General features: G+C 62.3%; 24 protein-coding genes. 9 read left to right on the top strand and 15 right to left on the bottom strand.

The window, feature by feature from the left end; translation table 11 throughout:
• Positions 1–38: 38 nt before the first annotated feature.
• Both FHT78_RS01605 and FHT78_RS01600 read right to left on the bottom strand, forming a co-directional pair.
• A complete protein-coding gene (locus FHT78_RS01605; RefSeq protein WP_183739616.1) occupies positions 39–1,388 on the bottom strand; it encodes a chloride channel protein in 1,350 nt (449 codons plus the stop codon).
• 200 nt (positions 1,389–1,588) lie between these two features.
• Entirely contained in the window at positions 1,589–1,795 is a 207-nt protein-coding gene (locus FHT78_RS01600) for a hypothetical protein (RefSeq protein WP_183739613.1), read from the bottom strand.
• A gap of 248 nt (positions 1,796–2,043) precedes the next feature.
• On the opposite strand from FHT78_RS01600, the gene FHT78_RS01595 reads away from it, so the two are divergent.
• The gene (locus tag FHT78_RS01595) at positions 2,044–2,985 is read left to right on the top strand and encodes a hypothetical protein (RefSeq protein ID WP_183739611.1); all 942 of its coding nucleotides are present in this window, start codon (positions 2,044–2,046) and stop codon (positions 2,983–2,985) included.
• Between the two features lie 369 nt (positions 2,986–3,354).
• On the opposite strand, the gene FHT78_RS01590 is transcribed toward FHT78_RS01595, so the two are convergent.
• Positions 3,355–4,329 carry a nucleoside recognition domain-containing protein gene (locus FHT78_RS01590; protein WP_183739609.1) on the bottom strand — a complete coding sequence of 325 codons (975 nt, stop codon included), beginning with the start codon at positions 4,327–4,329 and terminating at the stop codon, positions 3,355–3,357.
• Between the two features lie 119 nt (positions 4,330–4,448).
• Here FHT78_RS01590 and FHT78_RS01585 point away from each other — a divergent pair, with 119 nt between their 5' ends.
• Entirely contained in the window at positions 4,449–4,901 is a 453-nt protein-coding gene (locus FHT78_RS01585; RefSeq protein WP_183739606.1) for an Lrp/AsnC family transcriptional regulator, read from the top strand.
• A 234-nt stretch (positions 4,902–5,135) separates the two neighbouring features.
• Entirely contained in the window at positions 5,136–5,843 is a 708-nt protein-coding gene (locus tag FHT78_RS01580) for a phosphatase PAP2 family protein (RefSeq protein WP_183739603.1), read from the top strand.
• 118 nt (positions 5,844–5,961) lie between these two features.
• Here FHT78_RS01580 and FHT78_RS01575 read toward each other — a convergent pair whose 3' ends face one another.
• From FHT78_RS01575 to FHT78_RS01565, 3 genes are all read right to left on the bottom strand, one after another.
• Entirely contained in the window at positions 5,962–6,480 is a 519-nt protein-coding gene (locus FHT78_RS01575; RefSeq protein WP_183739600.1) for a hypothetical protein, read from the bottom strand.
• Positions 6,481–6,566: 86 nt separating this feature from the next.
• Complete coding sequence (locus tag FHT78_RS01570; RefSeq protein WP_183739597.1) at positions 6,567–8,624, bottom strand: hybrid sensor histidine kinase/response regulator; 2,058 nt, start codon at positions 8,622–8,624, stop codon at positions 6,567–6,569.
• Positions 8,608–10,119 (bottom strand): ATPase domain-containing protein, encoded by a 1,512-nt coding sequence (locus tag FHT78_RS01565; RefSeq protein ID WP_183739594.1) that lies wholly within the window; start codon positions 10,117–10,119, stop codon positions 8,608–8,610. Before FHT78_RS01565 ends, FHT78_RS01570 begins: the two co-directional genes overlap by 17 nt.
• A 242-nt stretch (positions 10,120–10,361) precedes the next feature.
• Here FHT78_RS01565 and FHT78_RS01560 point away from each other — a divergent pair, with 242 nt between their 5' ends.
• Positions 10,362–10,658: a YkgJ family cysteine cluster protein gene (locus tag FHT78_RS01560; RefSeq protein WP_183739591.1), complete on the top strand. Its 297-nt coding sequence runs from the start codon at positions 10,362–10,364 to the stop codon at positions 10,656–10,658.
• Between the two features lie 16 nt (positions 10,659–10,674).
• On the opposite strand, the gene FHT78_RS01555 is transcribed toward FHT78_RS01560, so the two are convergent.
• Together FHT78_RS01555 and FHT78_RS01550 are read right to left on the bottom strand one after the other, a co-directional pair.
• Entirely contained in the window at positions 10,675–11,145 is a 471-nt protein-coding gene (locus FHT78_RS01555) for a DUF3597 domain-containing protein (protein WP_183739588.1), read from the bottom strand.
• 207 nt (positions 11,146–11,352) lie between these two features.
• Complete coding sequence (locus tag FHT78_RS01550) at positions 11,353–11,928, bottom strand: transglutaminase-like cysteine peptidase (protein WP_183739585.1); 576 nt, start codon at positions 11,926–11,928, stop codon at positions 11,353–11,355.
• A gap of 191 nt (positions 11,929–12,119) precedes the next feature.
• On the opposite strand from FHT78_RS01550, the gene FHT78_RS01545 reads away from it, so the two are divergent.
• On the top strand, positions 12,120–13,409 hold the full coding sequence (locus FHT78_RS01545) for a hypothetical protein (protein ID WP_183739582.1): 1,290 nt from the start codon (positions 12,120–12,122) through the stop codon (positions 13,407–13,409).
• Between the two features lie 452 nt (positions 13,410–13,861).
• On the opposite strand, the gene FHT78_RS01540 is transcribed toward FHT78_RS01545, so the two are convergent.
• Complete coding sequence (locus tag FHT78_RS01540) at positions 13,862–14,338, bottom strand: Lrp/AsnC family transcriptional regulator (protein ID WP_183739579.1); 477 nt, start codon at positions 14,336–14,338, stop codon at positions 13,862–13,864.
• Positions 14,339–14,443: 105 nt separating this feature from the next.
• On the opposite strand from FHT78_RS01540, the gene FHT78_RS01535 reads away from it, so the two are divergent.
• A complete protein-coding gene (locus FHT78_RS01535) occupies positions 14,444–14,983 on the top strand; it encodes an alpha/beta hydrolase (protein ID WP_183739576.1) in 540 nt (179 codons plus the stop codon).
• Positions 14,984–15,418: 435 nt separating this feature from the next.
• Here the strand turns inward: FHT78_RS01535 and FHT78_RS01530 are convergent, their stop codons facing one another.
• The 6 genes from FHT78_RS01530 to FHT78_RS01505 form a co-directional block, all read right to left on the bottom strand.
• Positions 15,419–15,829: a DUF2442 domain-containing protein gene (locus FHT78_RS01530; protein ID WP_183739574.1), complete on the bottom strand. Its 411-nt coding sequence runs from the start codon at positions 15,827–15,829 to the stop codon at positions 15,419–15,421.
• Positions 15,822–16,049, bottom strand: a complete 228-nt coding sequence (locus FHT78_RS01525) for a DUF4160 domain-containing protein (protein WP_183739571.1) — start codon at positions 16,047–16,049, stop codon at positions 15,822–15,824. Before FHT78_RS01525 ends, FHT78_RS01530 begins: the two co-directional genes overlap by 8 nt.
• A 290-nt stretch (positions 16,050–16,339) precedes the next feature.
• Positions 16,340–16,612 (bottom strand): transposase, encoded by a 273-nt coding sequence (locus tag FHT78_RS01520; RefSeq protein ID WP_183739568.1) that lies wholly within the window; start codon positions 16,610–16,612, stop codon positions 16,340–16,342.
• Between the two features lie 7 nt (positions 16,613–16,619).
• Entirely contained in the window at positions 16,620–18,065 is a 1,446-nt protein-coding gene (locus FHT78_RS01515; RefSeq protein ID WP_183739565.1) for an HlyD family type I secretion periplasmic adaptor subunit, read from the bottom strand.
• A 14-nt stretch (positions 18,066–18,079) separates the two neighbouring features.
• Positions 18,080–19,795 carry a type I secretion system permease/ATPase gene (locus FHT78_RS01510; protein ID WP_183739562.1) on the bottom strand — a complete coding sequence of 572 codons (1,716 nt, stop codon included), beginning with the start codon at positions 19,793–19,795 and terminating at the stop codon, positions 18,080–18,082.
• Between the two features lie 103 nt (positions 19,796–19,898).
• On the bottom strand, positions 19,899–20,471 hold the full coding sequence (locus FHT78_RS01505; RefSeq protein WP_183739559.1) for a PE-PGRS family protein: 573 nt from the start codon (positions 20,469–20,471) through the stop codon (positions 19,899–19,901).
• Between the two features lie 498 nt (positions 20,472–20,969).
• Between FHT78_RS01505 and FHT78_RS01500 the strand changes: the two genes are divergently transcribed.
• From FHT78_RS01500 to FHT78_RS01490, 3 genes are all read left to right on the top strand, one after another.
• Positions 20,970–22,055, top strand: a complete 1,086-nt coding sequence (locus tag FHT78_RS01500; protein ID WP_183739556.1) for a hypothetical protein — start codon at positions 20,970–20,972, stop codon at positions 22,053–22,055.
• A gap of 739 nt (positions 22,056–22,794) precedes the next feature.
• Positions 22,795–23,532 carry a response regulator transcription factor gene (locus FHT78_RS01495; RefSeq protein ID WP_183739553.1) on the top strand — a complete coding sequence of 246 codons (738 nt, stop codon included), beginning with the start codon at positions 22,795–22,797 and terminating at the stop codon, positions 23,530–23,532.
• Positions 23,533–23,594: 62 nt separating this feature from the next.
• Positions 23,595–24,185: a flavodoxin family protein gene (locus tag FHT78_RS01490; protein ID WP_183739550.1), complete on the top strand. Its 591-nt coding sequence runs from the start codon at positions 23,595–23,597 to the stop codon at positions 24,183–24,185.
• The last annotated feature ends 440 nt before the right edge of the window (positions 24,186–24,625 follow it).

Raw genomic sequence — 24,625 nt, 5'->3', positions numbered from 1 at the left:
CCGGTCTGGTTCAGGGCGGGGGTGGAGCCACGTTTCGGCTAGGCGGCGGCCTCTTCCCGCTCCACCGCCCGCCGTGCCCGTACCGCAGCGGCGATGAAGACGCGGGAGAGGCCGTGATAGAGCGGCTCGCGCGAGAGGATGCGGGAGGTGATGTAGCCGAGCATGGCGACTGCCATGATGGGGATGACGGCCTGGTGGTCGCCGGTCATTTCCAGAATGATGACGAAGGCGGTCATCGGCGCCTGCACGACGCCGGAGAAATAGCCGGTCATGCCGAGGATGGCGGCAAGCGCGATGCTGGTGCCGAGAAGGGAGCCGACGGTGCTGCCGAAACCGGCGCCGACGGCGAGCGATGGGGCGAAGATGCCGCCCGGAATGCCCGACAGCATCGACAGGAAACCGGCCGCCAGCTTTTCGATGAAGAAGAAGAGCGGCAGCGCATGGCCCTCGACCGCGCCTCTTGCCTGATTATAGCCGGTGCCGAAGGTCGTGCCGCCAGAGGCGATGCCGATGGCGGCCACCGCCAGTCCGCAGATGCCGGCAAGCGCGACCATGCGGGAGAGGGGCTGCGGCTGCGCCCAGCGGCGGATACGCTGACCGAAATGCAGGGCGGAGCCGCTGAACGCAGCACCGAGCGCGCCGCCGCCTATGCCGCAGACGAGCACCAGGCCCCAGTCGCTCAGGCCCGCCGGCGAAACGGAAGCCTCGCCGAAATAATTGTAGCTGCCGGCAAGGCCAAGCGCGGCGAGGCCTGAAAGGATGACGGCGGTCAGCACCAGGCCGTTGGCGCGCGATTCATAGGTGCGGCTCATTTCCTCGATGGCGAAGACGATGCCGGCAAGCGGCGTGTTGAAGGCCGCAGCGATGCCGGCAGCAGAGCCCGCCAGGATCAGGCCACGCGCCTGAGCCATGCCGCTGAGCCGCGCGACTGCCAGCATGATGGAGGCGCCGACCTGTACCGTTGGTCCTTCGCGGCCGATCGATGCGCCGCAGAAGAGGCCGAGAACGGTGAGCGCGATCTTGCCGGCGGCGATCCGCAGCGAAAGCAGACGCGTGCGGTCTTCCTCATGGCGCAGATGGCGCGCGGCGATCGCCTGGGGAATGCCGCTGCCCTGCGAATTGGGAAACAACGTGGCTGCAAGCCAGGCCGAGGCCATGAAGCCGAGCGGGCTGACGATCAGCGGCAGCAGGAACGACCATTCGCCCGACGCTGTGAGGCCGGCGAAGGCTTTCTGCGCGAGATCGGCAAGCCTTGCAAAACCGACGCTGACCAGGCCGATCGCCAGCGCTCCGCACCAGAACACCAGCCGCGGCCGCCATAGCGAGAAGGATCCCCAGATGACACGGGAGCGGCGAAGCAGCCTGGAATTGCGATAGGGAAGAGGCATGGGCGGACTCGGGCGGTCGATTGGGGGCAGTCCGGTATAGACCCAAAGGCCGCCCGATATCACCCGCTGATTTAACGGCGATGCATTTTGGCGGCAATCTGCCGCCGCACAGCCTCAACCCGCCTTCTCCGTCAGGAGCTGCATATCGGCCGGTGGCGGGGCAGGCGGCACGTAATGGCCGTGCCGTCTCCGTGCTCTCGTTATCCTCGTCTGCGTCTGACCTTGCGCAGTTCGTCCCTGTCGATGAAGTGATCGGTGGCGCCGGCTTCCTTGTCCGGATGGGAGATCTCGACATCCAGTTCTTCCGGCAGGTCGAGGGCCTGCTTGGTGTTCATGATGCCGAGCGGCACACGGCCGTCCTCAGTCTTGGCGGCGACTTCGACGAGCGGTTTTGTCTTACGAGGCATGGAAGGCTCCTTTCTCTGAAAGCGCAACGCGGGGTGGACTCGCCGGTTCCATCGAGGCCTGAGAATAGCGCCATGCATTGCGCCACACCCAGCCTCGGAACAAACAGCATCGGCCGGCGTTCGATCCTCGCGAACACATTCAATTCACGGAGGATTTTCAAATGGGTCGCGGTATTCTTCTCTGGCTTCTGGGTATCCCGTTGCCGCTCGTCATCCTGCTCGTTCTGTTCATGCGATAGGAGGCTGCCATGTCTCTTGCTGAAGACCGGGTTACGCCCGGCGCACGCACGGATGTGATGCCGGTCGAATCGTCAAAATCGGCCATTGCCTGGGGGCCGATCATCGGCGGCGCCGTGGCGGCGTCTGGCATCACGCTCATCCTGCTGCTTCTGGGTTCCGGCGTGGGGCTGACGATGGTGTCCCCCTGGTCGGGCGAAAGCAGTTCGGCGGCAACCGTCGGCGTCACCGCGGCGATCTGGCTGGTCGTCGTGCAATGGCTGTCCTCGGCGTTCGGCGGCTATCTGACCGGGCGGCTCAGGACAAAATGGGCGGCAATCCACACGGATGAGGTTTTCTTCCGCGATACCGCGCATGGCTTCCTCAGCTGGGCGCTCGCCACCGTCTTCGTCGCCGGTTTCCTGGCGTCGTCGCTGACCTCGCTTGCCGGCGCTGGGGCAAGTGCCGCCGGTCAGGCCGCCATGGCCGCCGGTGTGGCCGGAGGCGCTGCTGCAGCCTCGGCTTCGGACACGGATACGACTGGCCCAAGCATGCCCACCGCCTATTTCACCGACGCGCTGCTGCGGCCGCAGAACATCGCCGACCGTGCCAACGCGGATAATGGCGCGGCCGCAGCCGAGATTTCCCGCATCCTCTTGCAGGGGGCCGTGAACGGCTCGGTGCCTGACGGCGACAAGGCCTATATTGCCGGCATCGTTTCGGCCCGCACCGGGCTTTCCGAAGCCGATGCCCGCACCAGGGTCGATACGGTGCTGAAGCAGATCGACGACGCCAAGGTCGCAGCGCAGGCTGCCGCCGACAAGGCCCGCAAGGCTGCGGCGACCTCGGCTTTGATCGGCTCGCTCTCACTGCTCGTCGGCGCCTTCATCGCCGCTGCGGCTGCCGCACTCGGCGGGCGCCAGCGCGACGAGGAGGAGGATCTGGTTGCGGTAGGCCGCGGGCCGCTGGTGTGATGGATGGGCGGTGCTCTCGAAGGAGAGGGCGCCGCGCTTTCGCCAGGTGTGTTGCGGCACACCTTTTCCTCCCTCATTCCTGTGCCTGTCACAGGAATCCAGCCACGGCGCGTCCGCGCCGTGTATGACTGCCTGTTTGCCGAAAACGAAAAGTCTTGCCTGCCCAAGGCCTTGGGCAGGCTGGATCCCCGTGACATCCTCGTGCTAGCAGGAGGAGGGGATGAGGAGAGTTTGGGTGGGCGCAGGTGCCTCAAGTGAGCTTTGCGCTTTGGTGGTGAAACTGCGCCGGAGAAGTGTCCTCAAGACTCAAGCCCGAGCCACCACGCAACCATCTTCCCACAGTCGCAATCCGCGGCCAGCCGGTGCTCATCACCGTTCGGCCTCCATAGTTCTCAGCCGAAACATCTGGGCAAAGAATGCCCTGTCGGGCAGACGGCGGAGCAGGACCGCAATCGCTGCGCAGGCCGCAACCGCAAAGACGAGGCGTCCGGTCAGAACGCCGTGCAGATTTGCGCCGAGCGACATCACCACAATCGTATCCTCGATCACGCTGTGTGCGAAGCCCATGAACACGCAGGACAGAAAGATCTGGCGCGGCGATACCGCGCCCGATTGCGCCTCGCGGATCAGCAAGCCGGCGCCGTAGGAAATGCCGAGAAACAGGCCGATAGCGGTCAGATGTCCGGCTTCGCCGTTGATGCCGGCAAGACGCAGCACCGGCGAAAGAGCCTTCATCATCAATTCCATGAGCCCGGTCGCCTTGAGGATTTCGAGGCCCCAGGAGAGGGTGACGAGGATGACGAGCATCCAGGCCATGGTCTCGGCAAGACCCCTGAAATAGCCAGCCCAGTCGGGCGTTGCGCTCATCGGCAGCCAGACAGGAGCGACCGGCGCCGACAGCCAGTCCGTCGCCGAGAGAAGATGGTGCAGCATGAAGGCGTAGAGCAGGCCGCCGGCGATGCGCAGCGTGGTCGTCGCGATCATGCCCGGACCTGCCTTCTGGATGATCTTCTGCTCGATCGGCAGGCCGTGGGCGAAGAGAATGAGCGCCGAGAATACCGTGACGTCGGCAACGCTGAGCGAGGAGACGGGAACGAGGGTGAAGACGAGCGGAACGGCGCCCCAGATGCCGACCAGCATGCCCGTCAGCCAGGCGAGCCCCAGCTCCGGCGCAAGCCCGACCAGGTTCATGATGGGTGCAAAGGCCGGTGCGATCGCCTTGACCGCTCCCATCCTCGACAGGAGTTCGGTGATGATAGCGATCGGAACTGTGATGCGGACAAGCACCCAGTAGATGCCAAGTGTTTGCGCGGTGTTGCGCCGGATGAACGACAGGAACGGCATTTGAGACCCCTTTTGCGATGTCTCCATCTGCTAGACCCGTTCGCTTCGAATTTGCGGTCAAAGATTGCAGCAGTTTGCAATTTTATTGCAAAAACGTGTCCTGCCGCTATGCTGCTATAATGGATCGTATCGACCGGAAGCTTCTGAACCTGATGCAGCGCGACGCTTCGCGCACCAATGCCGATCTGGCCGACGAGGTGGGCCTGGCCCCCTCCAGCTGCCTGCGCCGCGTGCAGCGGCTGCGCAAATCCGGTGTCATCGACCGCATCGTCGCGATCCTCAATCCGGCAAAGGCCGGACGTGGTATCAAGGCGCTGGTGACCGTGGAGCTGAAGCTGCATGGGGAGGTGCATATGCGCCGTTTTCTCGACATCGCCGTTGCCGAAGAGGCGGTCTCGCAGGCCTATTCCGTCACCGGTGAGACCGATGTCGTGCTGATGCTGCGCCTGCGCGACATGGAGGAATTCGACGCCCTCAGCGAACGCCTTTTCCGCGACGAAAACAACGTTGCCCGCTATTTCACCATGATCGTCATCCGCACGGCGAAAGAGGAGACCGCCATCAGGCTTTGACGGGGCTTGTTGGGGAGGGGTTGGGGAGGTGCTTTGGAGGTTGCACAACGCAGTTATTTCCCCTGCATCAGCAGCCCGAGCGGCTGCACGGCGCCAGCGGTTCGGCCGCGGCGTGCGCGATATCAGGGCGGGATCCGAGATGAGGAGCCCCTTGCAAAACCAAAGTGCTGCACACAGTTGATGAAGTCAGCGAGCCGAGGCTCTCCCGGAAACCAAATATTCGACAGGAGCAGAATGAACCGTATCAAGACCTGGCTGAACCAGTATGAGCCGATGACGCTCATCACCTTCGCCTGCCTTGCCGGCGGGCTTTTCCTGCTGCAGCGGCTGACGAGCGAGGTGCTGGAGGGCGAGACGCTGAATTTCGACCAGGCGGTCCTGTTGTGGCTGCGCCAGCCCGGCGATCTCGGCCAGCCGATCGGCCCGCAATGGTTCGCTCATGCGGTGGGCGATATCACCAGCCTCGGAGGGGTGACCGTGCTGGCGCTGCTGACGCTGCTTGCGACCGTCTATCTGCTGCTCGACCGCAGGACTGTGATCGCCGTCTTCCTGTTCTTCTCGGTCTTCAGCGGCTGGCTGGCGAGCACGGGGCTCAAGCTTCTTGTCGCCCGCGCAAGGCCTGACATCGTTCCGCATCTCGTCGATGTCGGCGATCACAGTTTCCCGAGCGGCCATGCGATGGTGTCCGCCGTCACCTATCTCACGCTCGGCGTGCTTCTGGCGCGCACCCAGAAATACCGCGCCACGCGCATCTTCGTCATGGGGGCTGGCATCTTCCTCGCCGTCATCATCGGCCTCAGCCGCATCTATCTCGGCGTCCATTATCCGACCGACGTGCTCGCCGGCTGGGTCGCCGGCTCGCTCTGGGCGCTCGGCTGCTGGCTGGTCTCCAAACGGTTCATCGCGCGCACGGCCGACGAGGCGGGGAGCGAGCGGCGGTGAGGTTGCCGATAAAGACATAGAGCGCTGCTTTTGGGCGAGGCGCCGACCCCTGGGTTCCGACGCGGCATGCGTGTGAGGTTTGCGCCCGAAGCTGGAGAGAACAGGAACAGCCCTTCCGCTACCTGCTTCTCTCCCGCGCAGCAGCAATCAGCAGCGGTGCGGCCGCCGTCATCAGCGAACCGAAGGGCAGGCGCTGCAGGGCCTTGCCGGTAAAGAAGGCCAGCAGCATGGCGCCCGAGAGCTTCAGCCAGGGATAGTCCCCAAGCTGCGCATGGGCGCTCGCATCCGCCCAGCGAATGTTTTCTTCCACGACGCTGCCCGCCTGATGGCGGATATTATGCAGCCGGGCGCGCAGGTTGCCGATTTCGTAGCGGACATCCTCGATCTGCCGCTCAAGCTCCTCGCGCGCGGCGGCGCGCTCAATGTCGACGACGACCTCCTCGATCGGCGCATCCTCGGCGACCGCATGCAGATAGTCTTCATAGGCCGCCTCACTCGCAAAACCCTCAGCCTTCGCGTGCTGATCGGCTTTTTCCTGTTCGGAGGTTTTTTCACGTTCGGGGGCTGGCATGGGCTCGCTCGCGTCTCTGAGTTCGTCCATGCCTTCGATGGCGTCCCTGCCTGTCGTGCTCGCCATTTCGGTCTCCTCTTTCGCTGACGCAGTTCAAACGTTCGAGGCGGAAAAAGGATGCATGGCATGGCCTTCCTCGGCTGGAAGATGCGCTATCCCGATATCATCAGCTTGCCGATCTGCTGGGCCAGCTGATCCTGAGTATAGGGTTTTGCGAGCCTTGCGACATCGAGGTCGAGGCCCGGCGGCAGTTCGGCATAGCCGGAGGCGATCAGGATGGGCAAGCGCGGGGCGATCTGGCGGGCGGCCCTGGCGAGTTCGCCGCCGGTCATTCCGGGCATCGCGTAATCGGTGATCATCAGGTCGAAGGCTGTGTCGTGGCCGAGGCAGTCGAGCGCTTCCTTGCCGGAATGGGCTTCCACCACCTCATGCCCGAGATCCGCCAGCATATCGGCCGAACTCATGGCGATCAGCACGTCGTCGTCGACGAGCAGGATGCGTTTCGGGCCGGATGCCGGTCCCGCATTCTCCGCCGGCGCTTCGGCGGGCTCCGGCTCGGCAGCGGGCGCGGTCGAAACCGGTATCCACAGCTCCGCCGTCGTGCCCTTGCCAGGCTCGCTTGCAAGCTTCAGGTCGCCGTTCAGCTGCAGCGCCAGGCCGTGGATCATCGACAGGCCAAGCCCGGTGCCCTTGCCCAGTTCCTTGGTCGAAAAGAACGGCTCGATCGCCTTTTGCAGCGTCTCCTTGTCCATGCCGTGTCCCTGATCGGCGACGGAAAGGACGACATAATCGCCGGCCGCGAGTTCGTCGCTGGCGACAGGCTGGCGGGCCTGCTTCAGCTCTATGCGGATGGTGCCGCCAGCGGGCATGGCGTCGCGGGCGTTGACGGCGAGATTGAGAAGCGCCAGTTCGATCTGGTTGACATCGGCCGAAACCGGCGGAAGCTCCTCGGGAATCACGGTTTCGATCGTCACGGTGGAGCCGACGGAGCGTTGCAGAAGGTCGGCCATTCCCGCGACGAGGCCGGTCATGTCGACGGGCCCGATCTGAAGGTCCTGCCGGCGCGCGAATGCCAGCAGCCGCTGGGTCAGCGATGCGCCGCGCCGGGCGCCCTGCAATGCGCCTTCGATCAGGCGGATCGCCTTGCCATTGTCGCCGACATGCTTGCGCAGCAGTTCCAGATTGCCGAGCACGGCCATCAGCAGGTTGTTGAAGTCATGCGCCACGCCGCCCGTCAGCTGGCCGATCGCCTCCATCTTCTGGGCCTGGCGCAGCTGTTCCTCGGCCCGCTCGCGCTGGCTGACTTCCGCCATCATCGTCGCATGGGCCTGTTCGAGTTCGCGGGTGCGCTCGGCCACCCGTTCCTCCAGGATCTCGTTGAGCCGCCGCTGATGTTCCTCGGCCTCCAGCCGGGCGGTGATATCCGCCGAGACGCCGACGAGCCTTATCCCTCGGCCGGCGCGATCGCGGTGAAGCTGGGCGCGGAGTTCGGCCCAGTGGACGGTGCCGTCCTTCCAGACCGTCCGGTATTCGATGGAATAATCCGATCCCGTCTCCACGCTGTTCTGCAAGGTGGCCAGCACCCGGGCGCGGTCGTCGGGGTGGATCGCCTTTACCAGGTCGCGATAGGTGAAATCCTCGTCGGGGCCGTGGCCGAAAATGGCCTTGCAGGTGGCCGAGGCCGTCAGCATATCGGTGGCGAGATCGAGCTCCCAGGCGCCGAGACGACCGGCGGCAAGCGCCGTCTGCAAGCGGCGTTCGCCTTCGTCCAGCGCCTCCATGCGCAGCCGGGCTTCATATTGGCGCCTGCGCCCGCGCAGGGCCGAGCGCACGACGCTGATGAAGGTCGTGGCATGGAACGGGCGTTCGACGAAGCTGACATTGCCGAGCACCTCCAACAGCCTTGCGGCGGCTGGATTGCGCTCCGGGCCGCCGCCGCGATTGGTGAGGATGATGAAGGGCAGGTCGGACCAGCTCGGCTGCGCCTCGATCCATGCCGAGAGCGCCCGAAGGTCGGCATCGCGCAGCGCCTCCTCGGTGATGATGGCAAGCGCAGTGTCGTCGCCGAGGCAGGCGATAAAGGAGGCAAGGTCGGGTGCGGCCCGCGAGGGAATGCCCGCTTCCCGCAGAAGCGCGACCGCGATCTGCGCATCGCGCCCGAGCGGCGCATGGACCAGGGCAATGGCATCACGGTTAGGAATGGTCGCCATCCTCGCGTTCGTTTTGCAGCAGCAACGGCTTACTGTCATTGACGAGCGTCGGGACGCCCCGAAGGATGCCCTGGAAGCCGGTGAGCGGCTGGCCGAGGGTCAGGCCGTCATCGGTGATCTTGTATTCGCGGATGGTTTCCTCGTGTTTGCCGGTCCGCTTCTTGATGACGGACACGGCCCGGCGGACCATGCCGTGGGCTTCGAAATACCGAAGCAGGATCACCGTATCGGCGAGATAGGTCACATCGACGGGCGATTTCATATCGCCGACGAGGCCGTGCTGGGCAACGGTCAGGAAAGTGTTGGCGCCCTGCCGGTTCAGATATTGCAGCAGCTCGTGCATATGCAGGATGAGGGCGTTTTCTTCCGGCATCGCTTCGTGGTAGCCGTTGACGCTGTCAAGGACGACGGTCTTGGCATCGTAGTCTGCCACCCGCTCCCTGACGCGCTGGGCAAATTCGCCGGGCGACAGTTCGGCGGCATCCAGTTGTTCGATGTGGATCATTCCATCGTCGCTCATCTTCTGGAGATCGAGGCCCATCGGCTTCGTACGGGCGAACAGCAGGCCGAGCTCCTCGTCGAAGATGAATATCGCGGCCCTTTCGCCGCGCTTGACGGCCGCATCGACGAACTGCAGCGCAAACAGGGTCTTGCCCGTGCCCGCCGGTCCGATCAAGAGCGTGCTCGATCCACGTTCGATACCGCCGCCGAGAAGCTGGTCGAACTCCCTGATGCCGCTCTTCAGTATCGTGCGCGCAAAGCTTGTCTTGTGCTCGATGGCGCGCAGGCGCGGGAAGACGGCGACACCGCCGGTCTTGATGATGAAATCGTGATAGCCGCCGCGGAAGGCCTGGCCGCGATATTTGAGGACCCGCAGCCTCCGGCGCTCAGGCCCGTAATTGCGCGCCAGCTGCTCGAGATGGATGACACCGTGCACGACGCTATGGACGGTCTTGTCCAGATTGTCCGAGGTCATGTCGTCGAGCAGCAGAACGGTCGCATCGGAGCCGGAAAAGAAGTGCTTGAGCGCGAGGATCTGCCGGCGATAGCGCAGCGAACTTTGCGCCAGGAGCCTGATCTCCGAAAGGCTGTCGATGACGACCCGCTGCGGCCTGACGCGCTCGAAGGATTCGAAGATCAGCTTCGTCGTTTCGCCGAGTTCGAGATCGGAGGAGTAGAGCAGGCTCTGCTGCTGGTCGGCATCGAGCAGGCTCTCGGGCGGCACGAGTTCGAAAATCTCGATCTCCTCGCCAATCTCCATGCCGTGCGACCTGGCGCTTTCGTATAATTCCTCCCTGGTTTCGGAAAGGCTGATGTAGAGGCAGCGCTCGCCAAGGGCGGCACCTTCCACGAGAAACTGCAGCGCGATTGTCGTCTTGCCCGTCCCCGGAGACCCTTCGAGGAGAAATACGTGATTGCGTGTGAAGCCGCCGGCAAGGATGTCGTCCAGGCCGGCGATGCCGGTTCTCGCCTTCGTTCTTAAAGTTTCGTCCATGCTTCCTCCGGGTTTCAAAAAATAGGACCGGTTATTGCCGAGACAAGGAGACATCAAACGCACGAGACAAAGAATAAGTTCTCGCCAGCCGAAAGATTCCAACCAAAGGTAAGATTTCCTCAAGCAACTCCACCTGGGGAGGCCAGCAATCCTTCCCCTGCCGCAGGCTGGCGGCAAAGATTGCGCGCGGCGTTTCAGGTGCGGCTTTGCATCCTTGGCAGCTACAGTGCTAAGAGCCACCCATGACCCTATCAACAGACCTAGACTGCCAGGCCTGCGGCGCGTGCTGTTCCTATTCGAGCGAATGGCCGCGATTTTCGACCGAGAGCGACGCCGACCTCGATCTGCTGCCGGCGCATTTCGTTTCGGCAGACCAGACAGGCATGCGCTGGGACGGAGACCGTTGCTGTGCGCTCTCAGGCACGGTCGGTTCGCATGTCGCGTGCATGGTCTACGACATCAGGCCGGATGTCTGCCGCGCATGCCTGCCCGGCGACGACGCCTGTTTGACGGCGCGCAAAGCGTTCGGTTTTACCTAGCCGCTTCAGCCGTCACTCAATCCAGAAGATCGGCCGGCACCTTGCCGCCGTTTTCCGACAGTTTCTTCATGAGCGCCTTGTGGAGGAAGGTGTTCATCTTCGCGCTGTCATTGGTATCGCCGGTGTAACCGAGCTCGGCGGCCAGCTCCTTGCGTTCGGCCATGCTGGCATCCATTCCGAGCGCCTTCATGAGGTCGACGATCGAATGGCGCCAGTCAAGCTTTTGGCCGGATTTCTTGACGGCCGCGTTGAGGATCTGCTCGATATCGGCACTGCTTACCTGGGTGGGGCTTGCCTGAGCGGGGTTCGATTGGGCCGGCGGCGGCGCGCCGGTTGCGGGTTCGGTCACCGGCGCGGATTTCGTCGCCGGCGCGGGGGATGCAGCGGGCGCAGTGGAGGCCTGCGGGGCTGCGGATGCGGGTTCTTGAACAGGTGCTGCCTGCGCTTTGCCGAAAATCGCGTTCTTGATGCGGTCGAAGACGCCCACGGGGAAACCCTCCTCTTGTGGTTGCGATCTGGAAACGCCTGTTGGAACCGGGTTTCCAAGGGATGACCGGGAGAGAACTAGGGTGGCGGCGCGATCCGCAAAGGTGGCGGACGGGAATCATGGGGCGTGAGACGCGGTTCTCAGGTATTAAACGTCTGCGTCCTGTATACCCGAGCACTCGGCGTCAATAATTACGCCCCCAGCCGATCAAGAAAACTCATTCGCCCGCGGTCCGGCCAGCGTCACGCGCCATGTTGAGCGGGCGCGGAAATCCTGCGTCGCCAGAAACGTATAGGGCGTGGCTCGCCAGGGTCTTACCCCGTTGTTGAGATTGTCGAGCACGTAATCGCCGTCGTCCAGGCGGGCGATCAGCACGACGTGGTTTTCGTCATGCGGGCCGATTACCACCGAGAGCGCCAGGCGGTTTGCCGGGAATCCGGCGTCGATCAGGTCCTTCATCTTCTGCAGGGCATAATCCTCGCAGTCGCCCCGGCCGCCGACGGGCAGGGTCCAGTCGTCAGCGGAGCGGTCCTCCACCGAGCGGACGGAGAGGTTCACGGCGCGGGTGACCCTGCGCAGAAGCGGCATGCCCGCCTCATCGGCCGGCCCGCGGGTGCGGGCCTGAACAGCCGTCCCGTGGCAAAGCCAGCGATAGCTGGCGCAGGCGGAGGCGAAGCCCACCGGCGCGCCGATGCTCCTGCCGACCGGCAGAGGCTGCCCGGCAAGTGCTTGAAATTGCACGGAAAAGAACACAAGGGAAGCAACACAGAAAAGCCGCCGCATGAATCACCCCTCTATTATGCGTGGGGAAGGTAACATGGTTTACAGTAAAACTTTTAATAAAATTTATTACTTGCATAATTAACTATAGGTTAAGAAGCTGTGCCGTAATCCGCCGTTTATTCTTGGAATTAACGGATCGCTAATATAAACATTCTCCCAGTTAACGGGTTGTTAACCTAGGGAGAAAAAAGATGATCAGCAAAGCAGCGAAGTATAGCGTCGCCGTTGCTTACCTTCTGGCCAGCAGCAGCCTCGCGATGGCCGCGCCGGCAGTCGTCAACTGTGCCAAGGCCGCGCCTGGAACGATCGAGGCCCGCCTGTGCCTGCCGACGAAATCCATCCGCACCGACAATGACAGCCGCACGGTCAACAACGACAGCAGCGGCAACCGCTTCGGCTCTAACCGATCCGGCTCTAACCGCTCCGATTCTGGCAAACAGGCGTCGAACCAGGGCTCTACCGGCGGTCAGAACACCGGCGGCAATGATGGCAATAGCGGCGGTTCGGGCAATATCGGCGGCTCTGGCAACACTGGCGGTTCGGGCGACACCGGCGGCTCTGGCAACACCGGCGGCTCTGGCAACACTGGCGGCTCCGGCAACACCGGTGGATCGGGCAACACCGGTGGTTCTGGCCCTGGTGATGGCGACGGCCCCGGCGGCGATCATGGCGGCAATGGCCACGGCCATCATGGCGATCATGGTCACCACGGCGACAACGGCCACCACGGCAATAACGGCCACCACGGCAATAACGGTCATCACGGCGACAACGGTCACCATGGCGATGGTGGCGATAAGGGCCACGGCGACAACGGCGGTCAGGGCTGGGGCCAGCGCAACGACCATCCGGGCAAGGGCGGTAAGGAAGGCTCGAACAAGGGCGGCAACAGCTCGAACAGCGGCGGCTCCAACAACGGCGGCGGCAACGGCGGATCGGGTAGCGGCGGCAATGGCGGCGGCTCCAACAACGGCGGCGGCAACGGCGGATCGGGCAGTGGCGGCAATAGCGGTGGCTCCGACAACGGCGGCGGCAACGGCGGTTCCGGCAGCAGCGGCAATAGCGGTGGCTCCGACAACGGCGGCGGCAACGGCGGTTCCGGCAGCAGCGGCAATAGCGGTGGCTCCAACAACGGCGGCGGCAACGGCGGATCGGGCAGTGGCGGCAATGGCGGCGGCTCCGACAATGGCGGCGGCAACGGCGGTTCCGGCAGCAGCGGCAATAGCGGCGGCTCGGACAACGGTGGCGGCAACGGCGGCTCCGGCAGCAGCGGCAACAGCGGCGGCTCCGACAACGGCGGCGGCAACGGCGGTTCCGGCAGCAGCGGCAACAGCGGCGGCTCCGACAACGGTGGCGGCAACGGCGGCTCGGGCAGCGGCGGCAATAACGGTGGCTCCGACAACGGTGGCGGCAATGGCGGTTCCGGCAGCGGCAGCTCCGGCAATGGCGGCTCTGGCAAGGGCGGACACAAGCCCGGCTGATCCGGCATCCTGAACCGGGGAAGGGCTTCAGGGTCGAAGCCCTTTTTCCAAATGCAGCATTGGAAATGCGGCCCGGCGATGGTGACTTCTTGCCATCATCAAGGGGCGCATTCCCTTTCCTTCCTCATTCCTGTGCCCGCGTGCTGGCGCGAAGGAAATCACAGGAATCCAGGCATCACGCCTCGGCGCGATGCGTGGCCCGCATGTACTGCGTAGGGGGTCATTGCGCCTGAGGGGAGCGGGCGCGCTGGATCTCCGTGAAATAACCCGGGCTGGGCCGGGAACACGGAGATGAGGAAGGAGAGGGGGCGTAACAAAGATCGGTCCAAGCCGACATATGCAAGCGAAATGGGCTTCAGCGATGAAGCCCTTTTTTATGCGGCGCGGGCGGTGACATTTGCGCGCCATGGGTTTCCCGCGCTCGCGGGATATCGCGAAGCCGTCGATCGGCGCTAACGTTCCGCGATCAGATCGCGACCGATGGGTTTCGGGCGTTCGCTGCGCAAGACGATCGCCGTGGTGACGGGACCGTAGCGGGCAATCGAATCGACGATGCTTTCGAGGTCGGCCGGCGACGGCACGATGACTTTAAGGTGGAAACAATCCTCGCCCGTTAGCCGCAAAACCTCGATGATTTCAGGCATCTCGGAAAACTGCTTCAGACACGGTTTAATGTGTTCATGCGTCGTGCGCAGACGGATCACCGCCATCATTCCAAACCCGAGGGAGGCAGGGTCGATGACCGCCCGGTAGCCTGTGACGATGCCGCGCTCCTCAAGTCGCTTGAGCCGCTCCGAGGCTGCGGGCTGGGAGAGGCCGACATTTCTGCCGAGTTCCGAGACGCTGATCCGTCCGTCGTCCTGAAGAATTTCGATCATGGCGATATCGGTCGGATCAAGCGCTGCGCGACTATCGGGAACTTTTGCCATCTGCCTTGAATCCATCGGTTTTCGCTTCTCTTTTCCGATGAATGCCAATTCCGTCCGCGGCTGTAAACAGCCAGAATGGCCAGGACGCGACGAAGAGGTGAAGCGGTGACCGAATTCATTCATCTGCCGGGTATCGGCAACTCCGGAAACGCCCATTGGCAAACGCGCTGGGAGGAGGCCGACACGTCCATCCGGCGCTTCTCGCCGGCAAGCTGGGACGAGCCTGATCTTTCCGACTGGACCACGGCGCTGGAACGGGCCGTGCGATCTGCGAAAACCGCGCCCATTCTGGTCGCCCATAGTCTCGCATGCCTGCTGGTCGCGCATTGGCAAAGACTATCGGAGGCGCCGGCCAGGGGCGCGTTTCTGGTGGCCGTGCCCGATCCAACCTCTGCGGCGTTCCCCGCACAGGCGGCGGGCTTTGCGGCCGTGCCGCAGGAACGGTTTCGTTTTCCATCCCTGATCGTGGCAAGCACCGACGATCCCTATGGCTCGCTCCCCTATGCCCGGGAGAGGGCGGCTCAATGGGGAAGCGGGCTCGAAGTCGTTGGCGCCTTCGGCCATATCAACGGGCAGAGCGGCCTGGAGAACTGGCCCGAGGGGCTGGGATTGCTGAAAGCGTTTGCAGCTGCCTCTATCATCTGAGGTCGGATACGCAAAATCAGCAAGCGGAGACAAAAACACTTCCAACCCCACAAGCGGGAGGGGCTTAACGTGCTGAAGCCGCTTTGCAAATCTTCGACGTTCATGAGGGGTGAGGCGTGCCGCAGGTTAGCCCCTCCCGCTTGTGGGGAGGGGTTGGGGAGGGGCTTTGATGGGTCCAAACCGGCTACATACTGGACAGTATAGGCTGACGACATGATTGATAGGTTTTGTGCTCGGCAAAGGAGGGCTTTGCCGATGCCGTGGAAAGAGACCTGTGCGATGGATGAGCGGATGCGTTTTCTAGCGGCCTACCTGGAAGGCGGTTTGCCGGTGACGGTGTTATGCGACAGTTTCGGGATCAGCCGCTAGACCGGCTAAGAGCTGGTTCGGCCGATCCTTCGGGCTCGCGGGTTTGGCCCAGCCATCTGCAAGCGCCTAGCCGTTCTTCCGGGGGCGTCCGCCCTTGGCACCGTTGGCACGGCTTGCCTCGACCTTTGCGGCTGATCGGGATTGGCCGCCTCGGCGTTGCGCGTCCATGAACTTCGCGGTCCCGAAGAGGCCTTTCATCAGTCCGGCGATGGTAAAATCGACGTCCAGGCTTTCCCAGTGCAGTCCGGTCTCACCGAGAAGCTCGACTTCCGCCAACTGCGCAACGGTGGCATTTTCCAGGCCCTGGATCGATCGGGCAGGCACCATGAACGCGGCGCCGTTGGTGAAATCCACAACAATGCGGCCGGATGCTTCATCGAAACGGACTGATGCCGGGATCGGCGCGCGGGCGCGTTCCGCCTCCCCCTTCAGGGTAGCGTCTTGGTAGTGGCGATCTTCAAAGGTAACTTCACCCATGGATGCTCTCCCATTTCTCGATGAACAGGCGCCTGTTCGCCTGGACAATGGCAAGGGCGATGCCCAAATCCCGCTTCTTCATTCCCCGGTTCGATAACACCGTGAGATCAAGGATATTGATGCGGGCTTCCCCATCTCCATAGACATGGGTGTGCGCCGGTTCGTGGTCATCCGTATAAATGACAAATCGCATTCCTGCTTCGCGGAGAACGGTGACCATGCTCCAAAATAACCCAACAAGTTGGGTTTTTCAAGAGCCGTAAGGCGCTCGACTGCCAGCTTACGAGCGCAAAAAATGGTGCCTACGATCCCACAAGCGGCAGGGGCTTAAGGTGCTGAAGCCGCTTTTCAAATCTTCGACGTTCATGAGGGATGAGCCGGTGCCGCAGGTTAGCCCCTCAAACCTGTGGGGAGGGGTTGGGGAGGGGCTTCACCGAGCTGCACAAAGGGCGCAAGATCAGGACCGCAGCCGCCGGCCGCCACCAAGCCACCTCCATCCGGAAGTCAGCTTCACCCTTTCGAGGTCTTCGCCAGCATCTCGCTCAGCGTTGCGGCAGAGAGCATGGCTTCGGCCAGCAGCTTCTTGAGCTTCTGGTTCTCTTCCTCCAGCGCTCTCACCTTTTTGGCAGAGAGACCGACATTTCCCGACTGCAGGGATTGCCACCGATAGAATGTCGGCTCGCTGATACCGTACCTGTGGCAGACATCGGCCACCGTCACGCCGGCCTGGTGTTCCCTGAGAATGCCCGTAATCTGGTCGTCGTCGAATTTTCTCTTGCCCATCACACGGTCAGTCCTCGCGAAATGCTCTGTTGAAACTGTCGAGGAGTGGTCTGACGGCATAAAGCGCCACGCTGGTTTGGCCCGTTTCGATCAGTATCTGCGCGGGCATGCCCGCGACCAGTTCGACATCCCTCATTTTCGCCAGCCGCTCGTCGGTGACACGGATCGTCGCGGCAAAATAGGGCTGGCCGGTCTGCGTATCGGTGAGACGGTCGGCCGATACATATTCGACGCGACCTTTGAGGAGCGGAACGCGCCGCTGATTGTATGGCAGGAGGTGGACCTGCGCTTCGAGCCCGGCACGGACGAGGTTCATGTCCTCAGGCCTGACATGGGCAGAGACGATAAGGCGATCGGCGCGCGGCAGGAGATCGACCAGCGGTTCGCCCGCGCCGATCACCCCGCCGGCCGTGTGGACGCGCAGGTTCATGATCGTTCCGTCTTCTGGAGCACGGATATCGGTCCTTGAAACCTGGTCGTCGATCGCCCGCAGGCGCTCGCGCAGCTGCATGATCCGGCCTTCCGTATCGCGCATGCCTTGGGCGACTTCGCTCAACCGGTCGCTCTCGAGCTTTGCGAGATCGGCCTGTGCCTCGCTGATCACCTGGTAGGCGCGGGAGATCTGCGCCTCTACCTGACCCTGCTGGCCGTCGAGATCGGCCTTTTCCCGCTGGAGGTTGAGAAGCCTGCTCTTCTTCTCCAGTCCCTTGGCGTTGAGGGCGCTAACCTGATCCAGTTCCTGGCTGGAGATTGCGGCTCTGTCGGCGAGTGCTGCCTTCTGCGCGCCCAGTCCGGCAATTTCCTGCCGCACCTGCGCGATCTTTTCGTTGGCGATCTGGATTTCCGCCTGCATGACCCGGCGGCGGGCTTCGAATATTTTCTGTTGCCCGGTCAGAATGGCGCCGACCGAGGGATATCTCTCCATCGCCGCCCTGAGATCTCCGGGATAGGCAATGTGGTCGCTGCCCGTCTGCTCCGCAAGCAGGCGGGCGCGGCTTCCCTCGGCGTCCCAAAGCTGCCCCTGAATGCTGTCGCGCTCGGCGCGGGACTTGGTATCGTCGAGCTCTATCACGATCTGCCCGCCCATGACCGTATCGCCGTTTCTGACGAGGATCCGCCTGATAATCCCGCCTTCCAGATGCTGAATGGTCTTGCGGCTGGTTTCCGGTTCGATAACGCCCGATGCGACCGCAGCGCTTTTCAGCGGCGCTATGGCCGACCAGATCCCCAATCCCACGATGAAGACCAGGATCAGCAGGTTGCCGGTCCGAACAACGCTCCTGAGCCCCGGCATGGGCGAGGGGGGCGCAGGGCCGCGCTGTTTCGGATCGATGACCGGGAAATAAGCCGTCTGCCGTTCGGCTCTCGCCGTCGAGCGCCGGGCGAAGCGCTGGACCGTCCTTGACCAGTTCGACGATTTCGCCGGCTTTGCGTCCAGTTGAACAAGGGTCACGGCAGCGTCCTTCCCTATGTTCCCGTTCGAGACGGCGGTTGAAGATAGGTGTCGTAAATTCGGTCGCTGTCGCCGAAGGCAGCCAGCATGCCGTCGCGCATGATGGCAATCTTGTTGGTGACCGGCAGGATCCCCATCCGGTGCGTTATGATGACGATGGTCATGCCCCTGGCCTTCATGCGCTCGATTGCCTTAAACAGCATGCGTTCGCCGTCATAATCCAGGCTCGAATTCGGATCGTCGAGAACGATGAGAGATGGATTTCCGTAGGCTGCGCGGGCCAGCCCCAGCTGCTGGCGCTGAGCGCGAAGGAGCAGGTTTCCCCCTTCGCCGATATCGGTCTCATAGCCGCGGGGCAGCCGCATGATCGCTTCGTGCAATCCAACCAGCTTGGCAGCGTCGATCGCCTTGCCGGGATCTCCTCCGTCCAGCCGACCGATCACATCCTTGATCGCCCCGCCGAAGAGTTCGATATCCTGCGGCAGGTATCCGACATGGCGGGTCCCCCCGCAAAGGCGCAAGGCCGAGATATCCACCCCGCCGAGAAGAACACACCCGCTCGTTGCCGGCACGACGCCGGCGATGATGCGACCGAGTGTCGATTTCCCCGACCCCGACGGACCGATGAGCGCGACGCAATCGCCGGGTGCCAGGCGCAATGTGATGCCGCTCAATATCGGCCGGTTGGCGAATGGGACGATATAGCCGACATTATCGAGAATGAGGCCATTGGGTTCCGGCATCGGCACCATTCGCCCGTCATGTTGCGAGGCGACTGTTATCAGCATTCTGTTCAGGCGATTGAAGGCGCTGCGCGCAAAGGTAAGGGAGCGCCAGGCACCGATTGCGCCCTCGATCGGCGCAAGCCCGCGCCCGAGCAGCAGGCTCGAAACGAAGATGATCCCGGGACTGCCGCTGTTGACGAGCACCAGCCATGTCGCCGATCCCATCATGAGGATCTGCGCCAGCGTGCGGATCGATTTGGAGAAACCGAGAATGATCTCCGTGCGATGCATCGCGACGTCCTGTGCCTTTCTTGCCATTTCCGCATCGCGATAGACGATCTGTGCAGCGCCATCCTGCATGCCCATCGCCCTGATCACCTCGATGTTCTTGAGGGCGGTCGCAAATCGCAGATAGCTGCTCGAAAGGGCGAAATTGGCCTGGGTCAGCGGCTCTTTCGTCGCCACTTCCGTCAGGAACGCAAACAGGAGAAGCGCAACTGCGCTCAAGAGACCGATGGTCCCGAGCAGCGGATGAACGAGAAAGAGCAGGAGCAGGAATACCGGCGCCCAGGGAACGTCGAAGAAAAGGGAGCTCGCCGGTGAATCGAGGAACTGGCGCAATGAGGCCAGGTCGCGGTAGCACTCCGTGGCCGATCCGGTATCGGCAAGCGTGGCATATTCGAAAGATGCCGTCAGCACCATGGGCCGCAGCCTGTGGTCCAGCCAGCTGCCGATGCGCGAAAGAGCGGCCCTGCGCACGATGTCAAGCATGGACCCGACCAGCACGGCGACGGCGATGATCATCGTCAGCATCAGCAGCGTGTCGGCGCTTCGGCTCGACAGGACCCTGTCATAGATCTGCAGGAGATAGACGGAAGGCGCCAGAAGAAAGAGATTGTAGCCGCAGCTATAGAGGAAGACCAACCCGAAGGCCCCGGCACAGGCTCGCAGCGCGACAACGAGATGTGTCTGCGGGCGCGATGGCTTTATCGAAATCGTTGCCATTATCAGATCTCGCTGCATTCGATACTGACAAGAAGAGGCTGCTTGCAGGGTCGGCAATAGTGGAGGGTCGCCAGCCGAAACCGGCGACCCTCAGGGGTTGAATTCATGAGCCGAGATGGCTGACGTCGATATGACCAAAGGCGTTTATGAAATGATCGAGCGCATTGTTCACGGTCGTCGTTTCGGGATTGGTGTGAACCACGGCTGAGGAGATATCGCCGCCGAGCGCGTTGTTCCCGTTGCCGCCGTTGCCGCCGACGCCTGCCAGGATGGTGGCATGCTGATCGGCCATCAGCTGCGTATATTGTGTTGCGGTCGTACCCGCATTCACGGTCGCCGTGTCGCCGCCGCTCGTATTTCCTTGGTCGCCGTTGGAGTGAGCCGCTCCGCCTGCGCCGCCGGCGCCGCTGGTGAGCGATGCCAGGAAGCCGTTCTGGGCCTGGCTGAAGCCACCGGCTCCACCGCCGCCGGCGTCCCAATCTGCCCCCTGCCAGACGTGATCGCCGTTGTGCAGATGGGTATCTGCCCCGTAAACCGTTTGCACGGGGTTCACATAGGCAATCGGGTTGTAGTCGATATTGCCATTATTGATGCCATCGCCGCCGTTGCCGGCATTGGCGTCGCCTGCGTCAGGGTTATGGAGATAGATCGTGTCGGATAATTGAGGAATAGGCATTGATATCGCTCCTTGGTACTTGGTTTCGTCCGGATTTCTTCTACGGCGTCCCCTTTACGGCGTGGGTATTCAGTCTGCCGCCGCCAGCCAATACAGCCGCCGGCGAATAGTGGCACGATTTAATCTCTGAGATAGCCGGATATTCGGCGACGTTCCTTTGGGCGTATACTTGGGGAGACGGGGCGTTGCTTTCGATCGGTGTCTGGAGTGCCGGCTGCGCGTGGCAAAGGAGATACTGTCCGGGGCCGGAAAACGCTCGTGTCTCGCCGCGAAAAAGGCACGCCGGGCCTTTTATCCAAAGAGGGATTTGGTGCTTTCAAACACGCACAACGGGCTCTGTGGCCATGACAGCCAAATGGCTACAGAACTAGCCGAGGGTATGTAGACGAATTGCAGGCTCTGCTTTTTGCGCGTTCGGATGCACAATGCCGGAACAATTCAGGCTGCATATCGCTGCACGCCCGGTGGCCGTGCGGTTGGCCGCGAATGGAGACGGTGATGACGGAAGCTCGTCCCTCATTGGAAGAATTGCCCAAGGCGGGCACCGATCAAAACCTCGTCTCCAATGTGGCCGCGGGGCATCTGGCATTGGTGCCGACCTGGCTTCCATTGGATGTCGCTTCCAGTCCATCTTATAGTTCAGCCGGCAGCGGCGGTGACGGCATCAGCGAGGGTGTGATCAGCGCCAATGCTTTCGCCGTCTTCATGCCGTCCAATGCCGCTATTGCAGGACCGCATTCGTCTGCCGACGCCTTCCAGGGCAATGATGCGCTCGTCAATCAGCATCCGACCGAAATGGCCGGGATCGGCGGGAATGGCGGCAGCGGCAATGTTGTCATCGGTAGCGGCGAGGGTGGCAATCATGCCGGCAGCGGCGGCATGGGGCTCTTCTACGGCGGGCTCGTCAGCACCGAAACCGCGCTGTTTGTGCCCGTCAATACGGCCGTGGCTGCAGGCCCGGGTGCCACGGCCCACGCCGACCAGTCGAACAACGCCCTGTTCCTGCAGGGCGCAACCCAGATCGGCGGCATGGGCGGCTCGGGCGGAGACCACAACGCTGCGGGCCATGACTCGTTGAGCCCGGGAACGTCGCTGACATTGACCGGCGACTTTTATGCCGGCCATGGCGGCAATGGATATTTCGTCGGCAGCATGGTCGACGTCAGTATCGCCATATTCTCGCCGATCAACATCGCGATCGGCGCCGCAGGCGGCTCGGCTGAGGCGCATCAGACGAACAATGTCATTTTCGATCAGGGTGCCGTGCAGATCGCCGGCATCGGCGGCAATGGCGGTGGCTTCAACCTGTCGTCGGACACGATCTTCACCGGCAATCATGCAGGTGGCGGCGGCGGGATCGGATCGTCGACCGGCAGCATGGTCGACGTCAATTTCGCCTATTTCCATCCGATCAACATCGCCGTTCCCGCCGGCGGGACGGCGGACGCCCAGCAGATCGATCATATTCTCTACGACCAGCACGCGCTCCAATTGGCCGGCATCGGAGGGCACAGCGGAGACGGCAACCTCACGACCGCCCATTCGGCTCTCGTCGATGATATCATGGACTTCATGCACAGCTAGGGCATTTCCATCCAAGGCGTAATGCTGGAGCGGCAGGCAGGTTTTGCCGGAATTGCCTCTGACAGCGCCCTTCGATCTTGAGCTTTATCGTGTAGCAGATATCCCGGGTAAGCCCTGACATGACGGACGAGGCGTCGCATCCCGGACGGAAAACCGCTTGATACTTCCCCGAAAAGCTCCATCGGATAGACTCCCACTTGGCGGTGCCGGCGCGGTGCTGCCTGAGTGAAAACGCTGCCGCCCGGTATCCCTGCGCCGTCAAAACCCCTAGTTAATCAGTAATCATAATGAGTTAACACCGGTCCCAGGCTCTTGGTCGCTTTTCGCATCGGCCGTTTTGCCGTCGAGGTCCGCTTCTGCTTTGAATCGGGATATGGACACAAAGCCCGGCCGACCGGCAGCTGTTCCAAGCAACGACTCTTTCGCGAAGGGAACTGAAGAAGATCGCCTGCCTTTTCAGTGCCTTTGAAAACTTTGTTGACCCGTTTGCCGTACGTGAATTCGACAACGAGCGGAAAGACTGCAACGACAAGTCGCTGCGGCGGCTCTCCTAGTTAAGCTTTGAAAAGTGCACTGCATTCCCAGTCGTCTCTCGCTTAAGTCTCATAGACTATAAGAATTATCATGAGAGATCAGACTATTGATATGGGCGATACACTCGTTTTTTCTCATGACATGAAGCGAGAACAGGAATAATGTGAATAGCTGTTGGGTTGCAAATCTTCCGGGGAGCACGCAAGTGTCCGACAGTGTTAAAACCAAGCGCCGTGCGGGGCGCAATGCACCAACTGTGATCATTATTGGGCATTCTACACTGACACGCACCACCGTGGTGAAGCTTCTTCAGCATGAACTCGCCGGGTGGAACTTCATCGATCTGATCTCGGCCGAGAGTCTCGACCGGGCTCTTGGAGCCGAGGTGCGGCTGATCGCATTGGATCTGGCGGGCAGGGGTATCGAGAGTACCAGCCTGCGTGATGACCTTGCAGCGATTGCCGAACGTTTTCCCGAGGCTGCCGTCACGCTGCTCTCAGGCATCGACGACGTCAACATAGCCCGCCGGGCGCTCAAGATGGGCATACGGGGGCTTTTCTCGACGTCACTCGCCGTCGACCTTGCCCTTGCCGGCCTGCGTCTCGTTCTGGCAGGAGGCACATTTTTCCCGCAGCTGCTGGGGGCTGCCGCAAACGGCTCAGGCGAGCACGGTCCGGCGAGAAGCGAGGCGGAGAAAAGCCTTGACGACAGGATGCAATATCTGGCGATCGCCGATTTCACTCCGCGGGAAGCGGATGTGCTGGCAGAGCTGCAGTCCGGCTGCTCGAACAAGGTGATCGCAGGAAAACTGAATTTGTCGGGGCATACGGTGAAGATGCATCTGCAGCACATCATGCGTAAGCTGCAGGCGCAGAACCGTACCGAAGTGGTTGCCCGCTTGATTCAAAGAGCCGCCGGCGGGCCTGACCCCTCGCCGAGTTAGGCGGTGTCCCCGCAAAGCTGCGCACGCTGCGGACTGTGTCGCGCCTTACCAGGGATCCTCACATGGACAAAGCGACGACCATCATTGGAATAGACTGCAGCCCACGCGCGTCCAGTAACTCAGGGCGGATGCTCGGCGAAGTTCTTCGCTCGCTCGATAGAGATCGGCGGGTGAAGGTCGTCGAACAGGTGCGTCTGGCCGATGAGCGTATCGAGTGTCTCGGGTGCGAGCAGTGTTATCAAACGTTCGGATACCACGGCGACGGGATCGATCGTGTTCTGTCACGCATGAAGGAGTCGGACATGATTCTGATGGCTACTCCCACCTGCTTCGGAATGCCGCCGGCGCTGGGCGTCGTCTTGCTCAACAGGTCGGATCCCCTGTGGCGTGAGGGACAACAGCTCAAGGGTAAACTCGGAGCGGTCATCGTCAACGGCGCCACCGATCCCGCTGATGATCCGAGTGTGCGCCAATGCGCGGACAACATGACCAATTTTTTCGAACAGCACGAGATGCCCTGCGTCCAGCCGGTCCATCTGGGGGGAACGCTCGCTTATCCCGAGCAACGGTTTCCGGACCCGCTCTCCGCCGGGACGACAGGCGTTCTCGAGCAATTGGCTGACGAGATCCGGCAGTGGGTCTGGAGGAGGTGATACCGGACCATCTCTTGCCGCCTCGCGTGGTGATGGTCTGCTCCCTGAAAAGCGGTCCTCCCTGATGTATGGCTTTCGAGCCGCCGGCGGGCCTGGCGCCTCGCAGAGTTAGGCGGTGTCGCGACATCAGCGGGTAAGTGCGCAACCAAACGCTGGCGCGGTCGACTCGGATAGAACTGAGGTGACGGGCTGATCGCTTGACGATAGTCTGGTCGTATGAAAATTCCGGACCTTCCCCCGAATTGAAATTTCGAAAGCTCACGCCAACGGTTGAGGAATTCGAGTTCAGAGGAATTGGCATTGGCTCGAAGATTCTTGCCCACTGCCTCCAACTTGCAGACGCCAAAAACCTCGCCGTCCGCCTTGAATATCTTCTATGGAACCCGGTTGGCAGCCTCTACCGGCGAAATGGCTTCGTTGAGGTGGGACGCACTTCGACC

Origin of the sequence: Rhizobium sp. BK196 (assembly GCF_014193255.1) — a bacterium.
Lineage (GTDB): Bacteria > Pseudomonadota > Alphaproteobacteria > Rhizobiales > Rhizobiaceae > Rhizobium.
Note: the sequence above shows the minus strand (reverse complement) of the source record. Positions and strands in the feature narration are given on the sequence as shown.

What these genes read in the sequence shown, in the direction of transcription:
- FHT78_RS01605 (WP_183739616.1), bottom strand. Translation starts at nt 1,388, where the DNA reads ATGCCTCTTCCCTATCGCAATTCCAGGCTGCTTCGCCGCTCCCGTGTC.
- FHT78_RS01600 (WP_183739613.1), bottom strand. Translation starts at nt 1,795, where the DNA reads ATGCCTCGTAAGACAAAACCGCTCGTCGAAGTCGCCGCCAAGACTGAG.
- FHT78_RS01595 (WP_183739611.1), top strand. Translation starts at nt 2,044, where the DNA reads ATGTCTCTTGCTGAAGACCGGGTTACGCCCGGCGCACGCACGGATGTG.
- FHT78_RS01590 (WP_183739609.1), bottom strand. Translation starts at nt 4,329, where the DNA reads ATGCCGTTCCTGTCGTTCATCCGGCGCAACACCGCGCAAACACTTGGC.
- FHT78_RS01585 (WP_183739606.1), top strand. Translation starts at nt 4,449, where the DNA reads ATGGATCGTATCGACCGGAAGCTTCTGAACCTGATGCAGCGCGACGCT.
- FHT78_RS01580 (WP_183739603.1), top strand. Translation starts at nt 5,136, where the DNA reads ATGAACCGTATCAAGACCTGGCTGAACCAGTATGAGCCGATGACGCTC.
- FHT78_RS01575 (WP_183739600.1), bottom strand. Translation starts at nt 6,480, where the DNA reads ATGGCGAGCACGACAGGCAGGGACGCCATCGAAGGCATGGACGAACTC.
- FHT78_RS01570 (WP_183739597.1), bottom strand. Translation starts at nt 8,624, where the DNA reads ATGGCGACCATTCCTAACCGTGATGCCATTGCCCTGGTCCATGCGCCG.
- FHT78_RS01565 (WP_183739594.1), bottom strand. Translation starts at nt 10,119, where the DNA reads ATGGACGAAACTTTAAGAACGAAGGCGAGAACCGGCATCGCCGGCCTG.
- FHT78_RS01560 (WP_183739591.1), top strand. Translation starts at nt 10,362, where the DNA reads ATGACCCTATCAACAGACCTAGACTGCCAGGCCTGCGGCGCGTGCTGT.
- FHT78_RS01550 (WP_183739585.1), bottom strand. Translation starts at nt 11,928, where the DNA reads ATGCGGCGGCTTTTCTGTGTTGCTTCCCTTGTGTTCTTTTCCGTGCAA.
- FHT78_RS01545 (WP_183739582.1), top strand. Translation starts at nt 12,120, where the DNA reads ATGATCAGCAAAGCAGCGAAGTATAGCGTCGCCGTTGCTTACCTTCTG.
- FHT78_RS01540 (WP_183739579.1), bottom strand. Translation starts at nt 14,338, where the DNA reads ATGGCAAAAGTTCCCGATAGTCGCGCAGCGCTTGATCCGACCGATATC.
- FHT78_RS01530 (WP_183739574.1), bottom strand. Translation starts at nt 15,829, where the DNA reads ATGGGTGAAGTTACCTTTGAAGATCGCCACTACCAAGACGCTACCCTG.
- FHT78_RS01525 (WP_183739571.1), bottom strand. Translation starts at nt 16,049, where the DNA reads ATGGTCACCGTTCTCCGCGAAGCAGGAATGCGATTTGTCATTTATACG.
- FHT78_RS01520 (WP_183739568.1), bottom strand. Translation starts at nt 16,612, where the DNA reads ATGGGCAAGAGAAAATTCGACGACGACCAGATTACGGGCATTCTCAGG.
- FHT78_RS01510 (WP_183739562.1), bottom strand. Translation starts at nt 19,795, where the DNA reads ATGGCAACGATTTCGATAAAGCCATCGCGCCCGCAGACACATCTCGTT.
- FHT78_RS01505 (WP_183739559.1), bottom strand. Translation starts at nt 20,471, where the DNA reads ATGCCTATTCCTCAATTATCCGACACGATCTATCTCCATAACCCTGAC.
- FHT78_RS01500 (WP_183739556.1), top strand. Translation starts at nt 20,970, where the DNA reads ATGACGGAAGCTCGTCCCTCATTGGAAGAATTGCCCAAGGCGGGCACC.
- FHT78_RS01490 (WP_183739550.1), top strand. Translation starts at nt 23,595, where the DNA reads ATGGACAAAGCGACGACCATCATTGGAATAGACTGCAGCCCACGCGCG.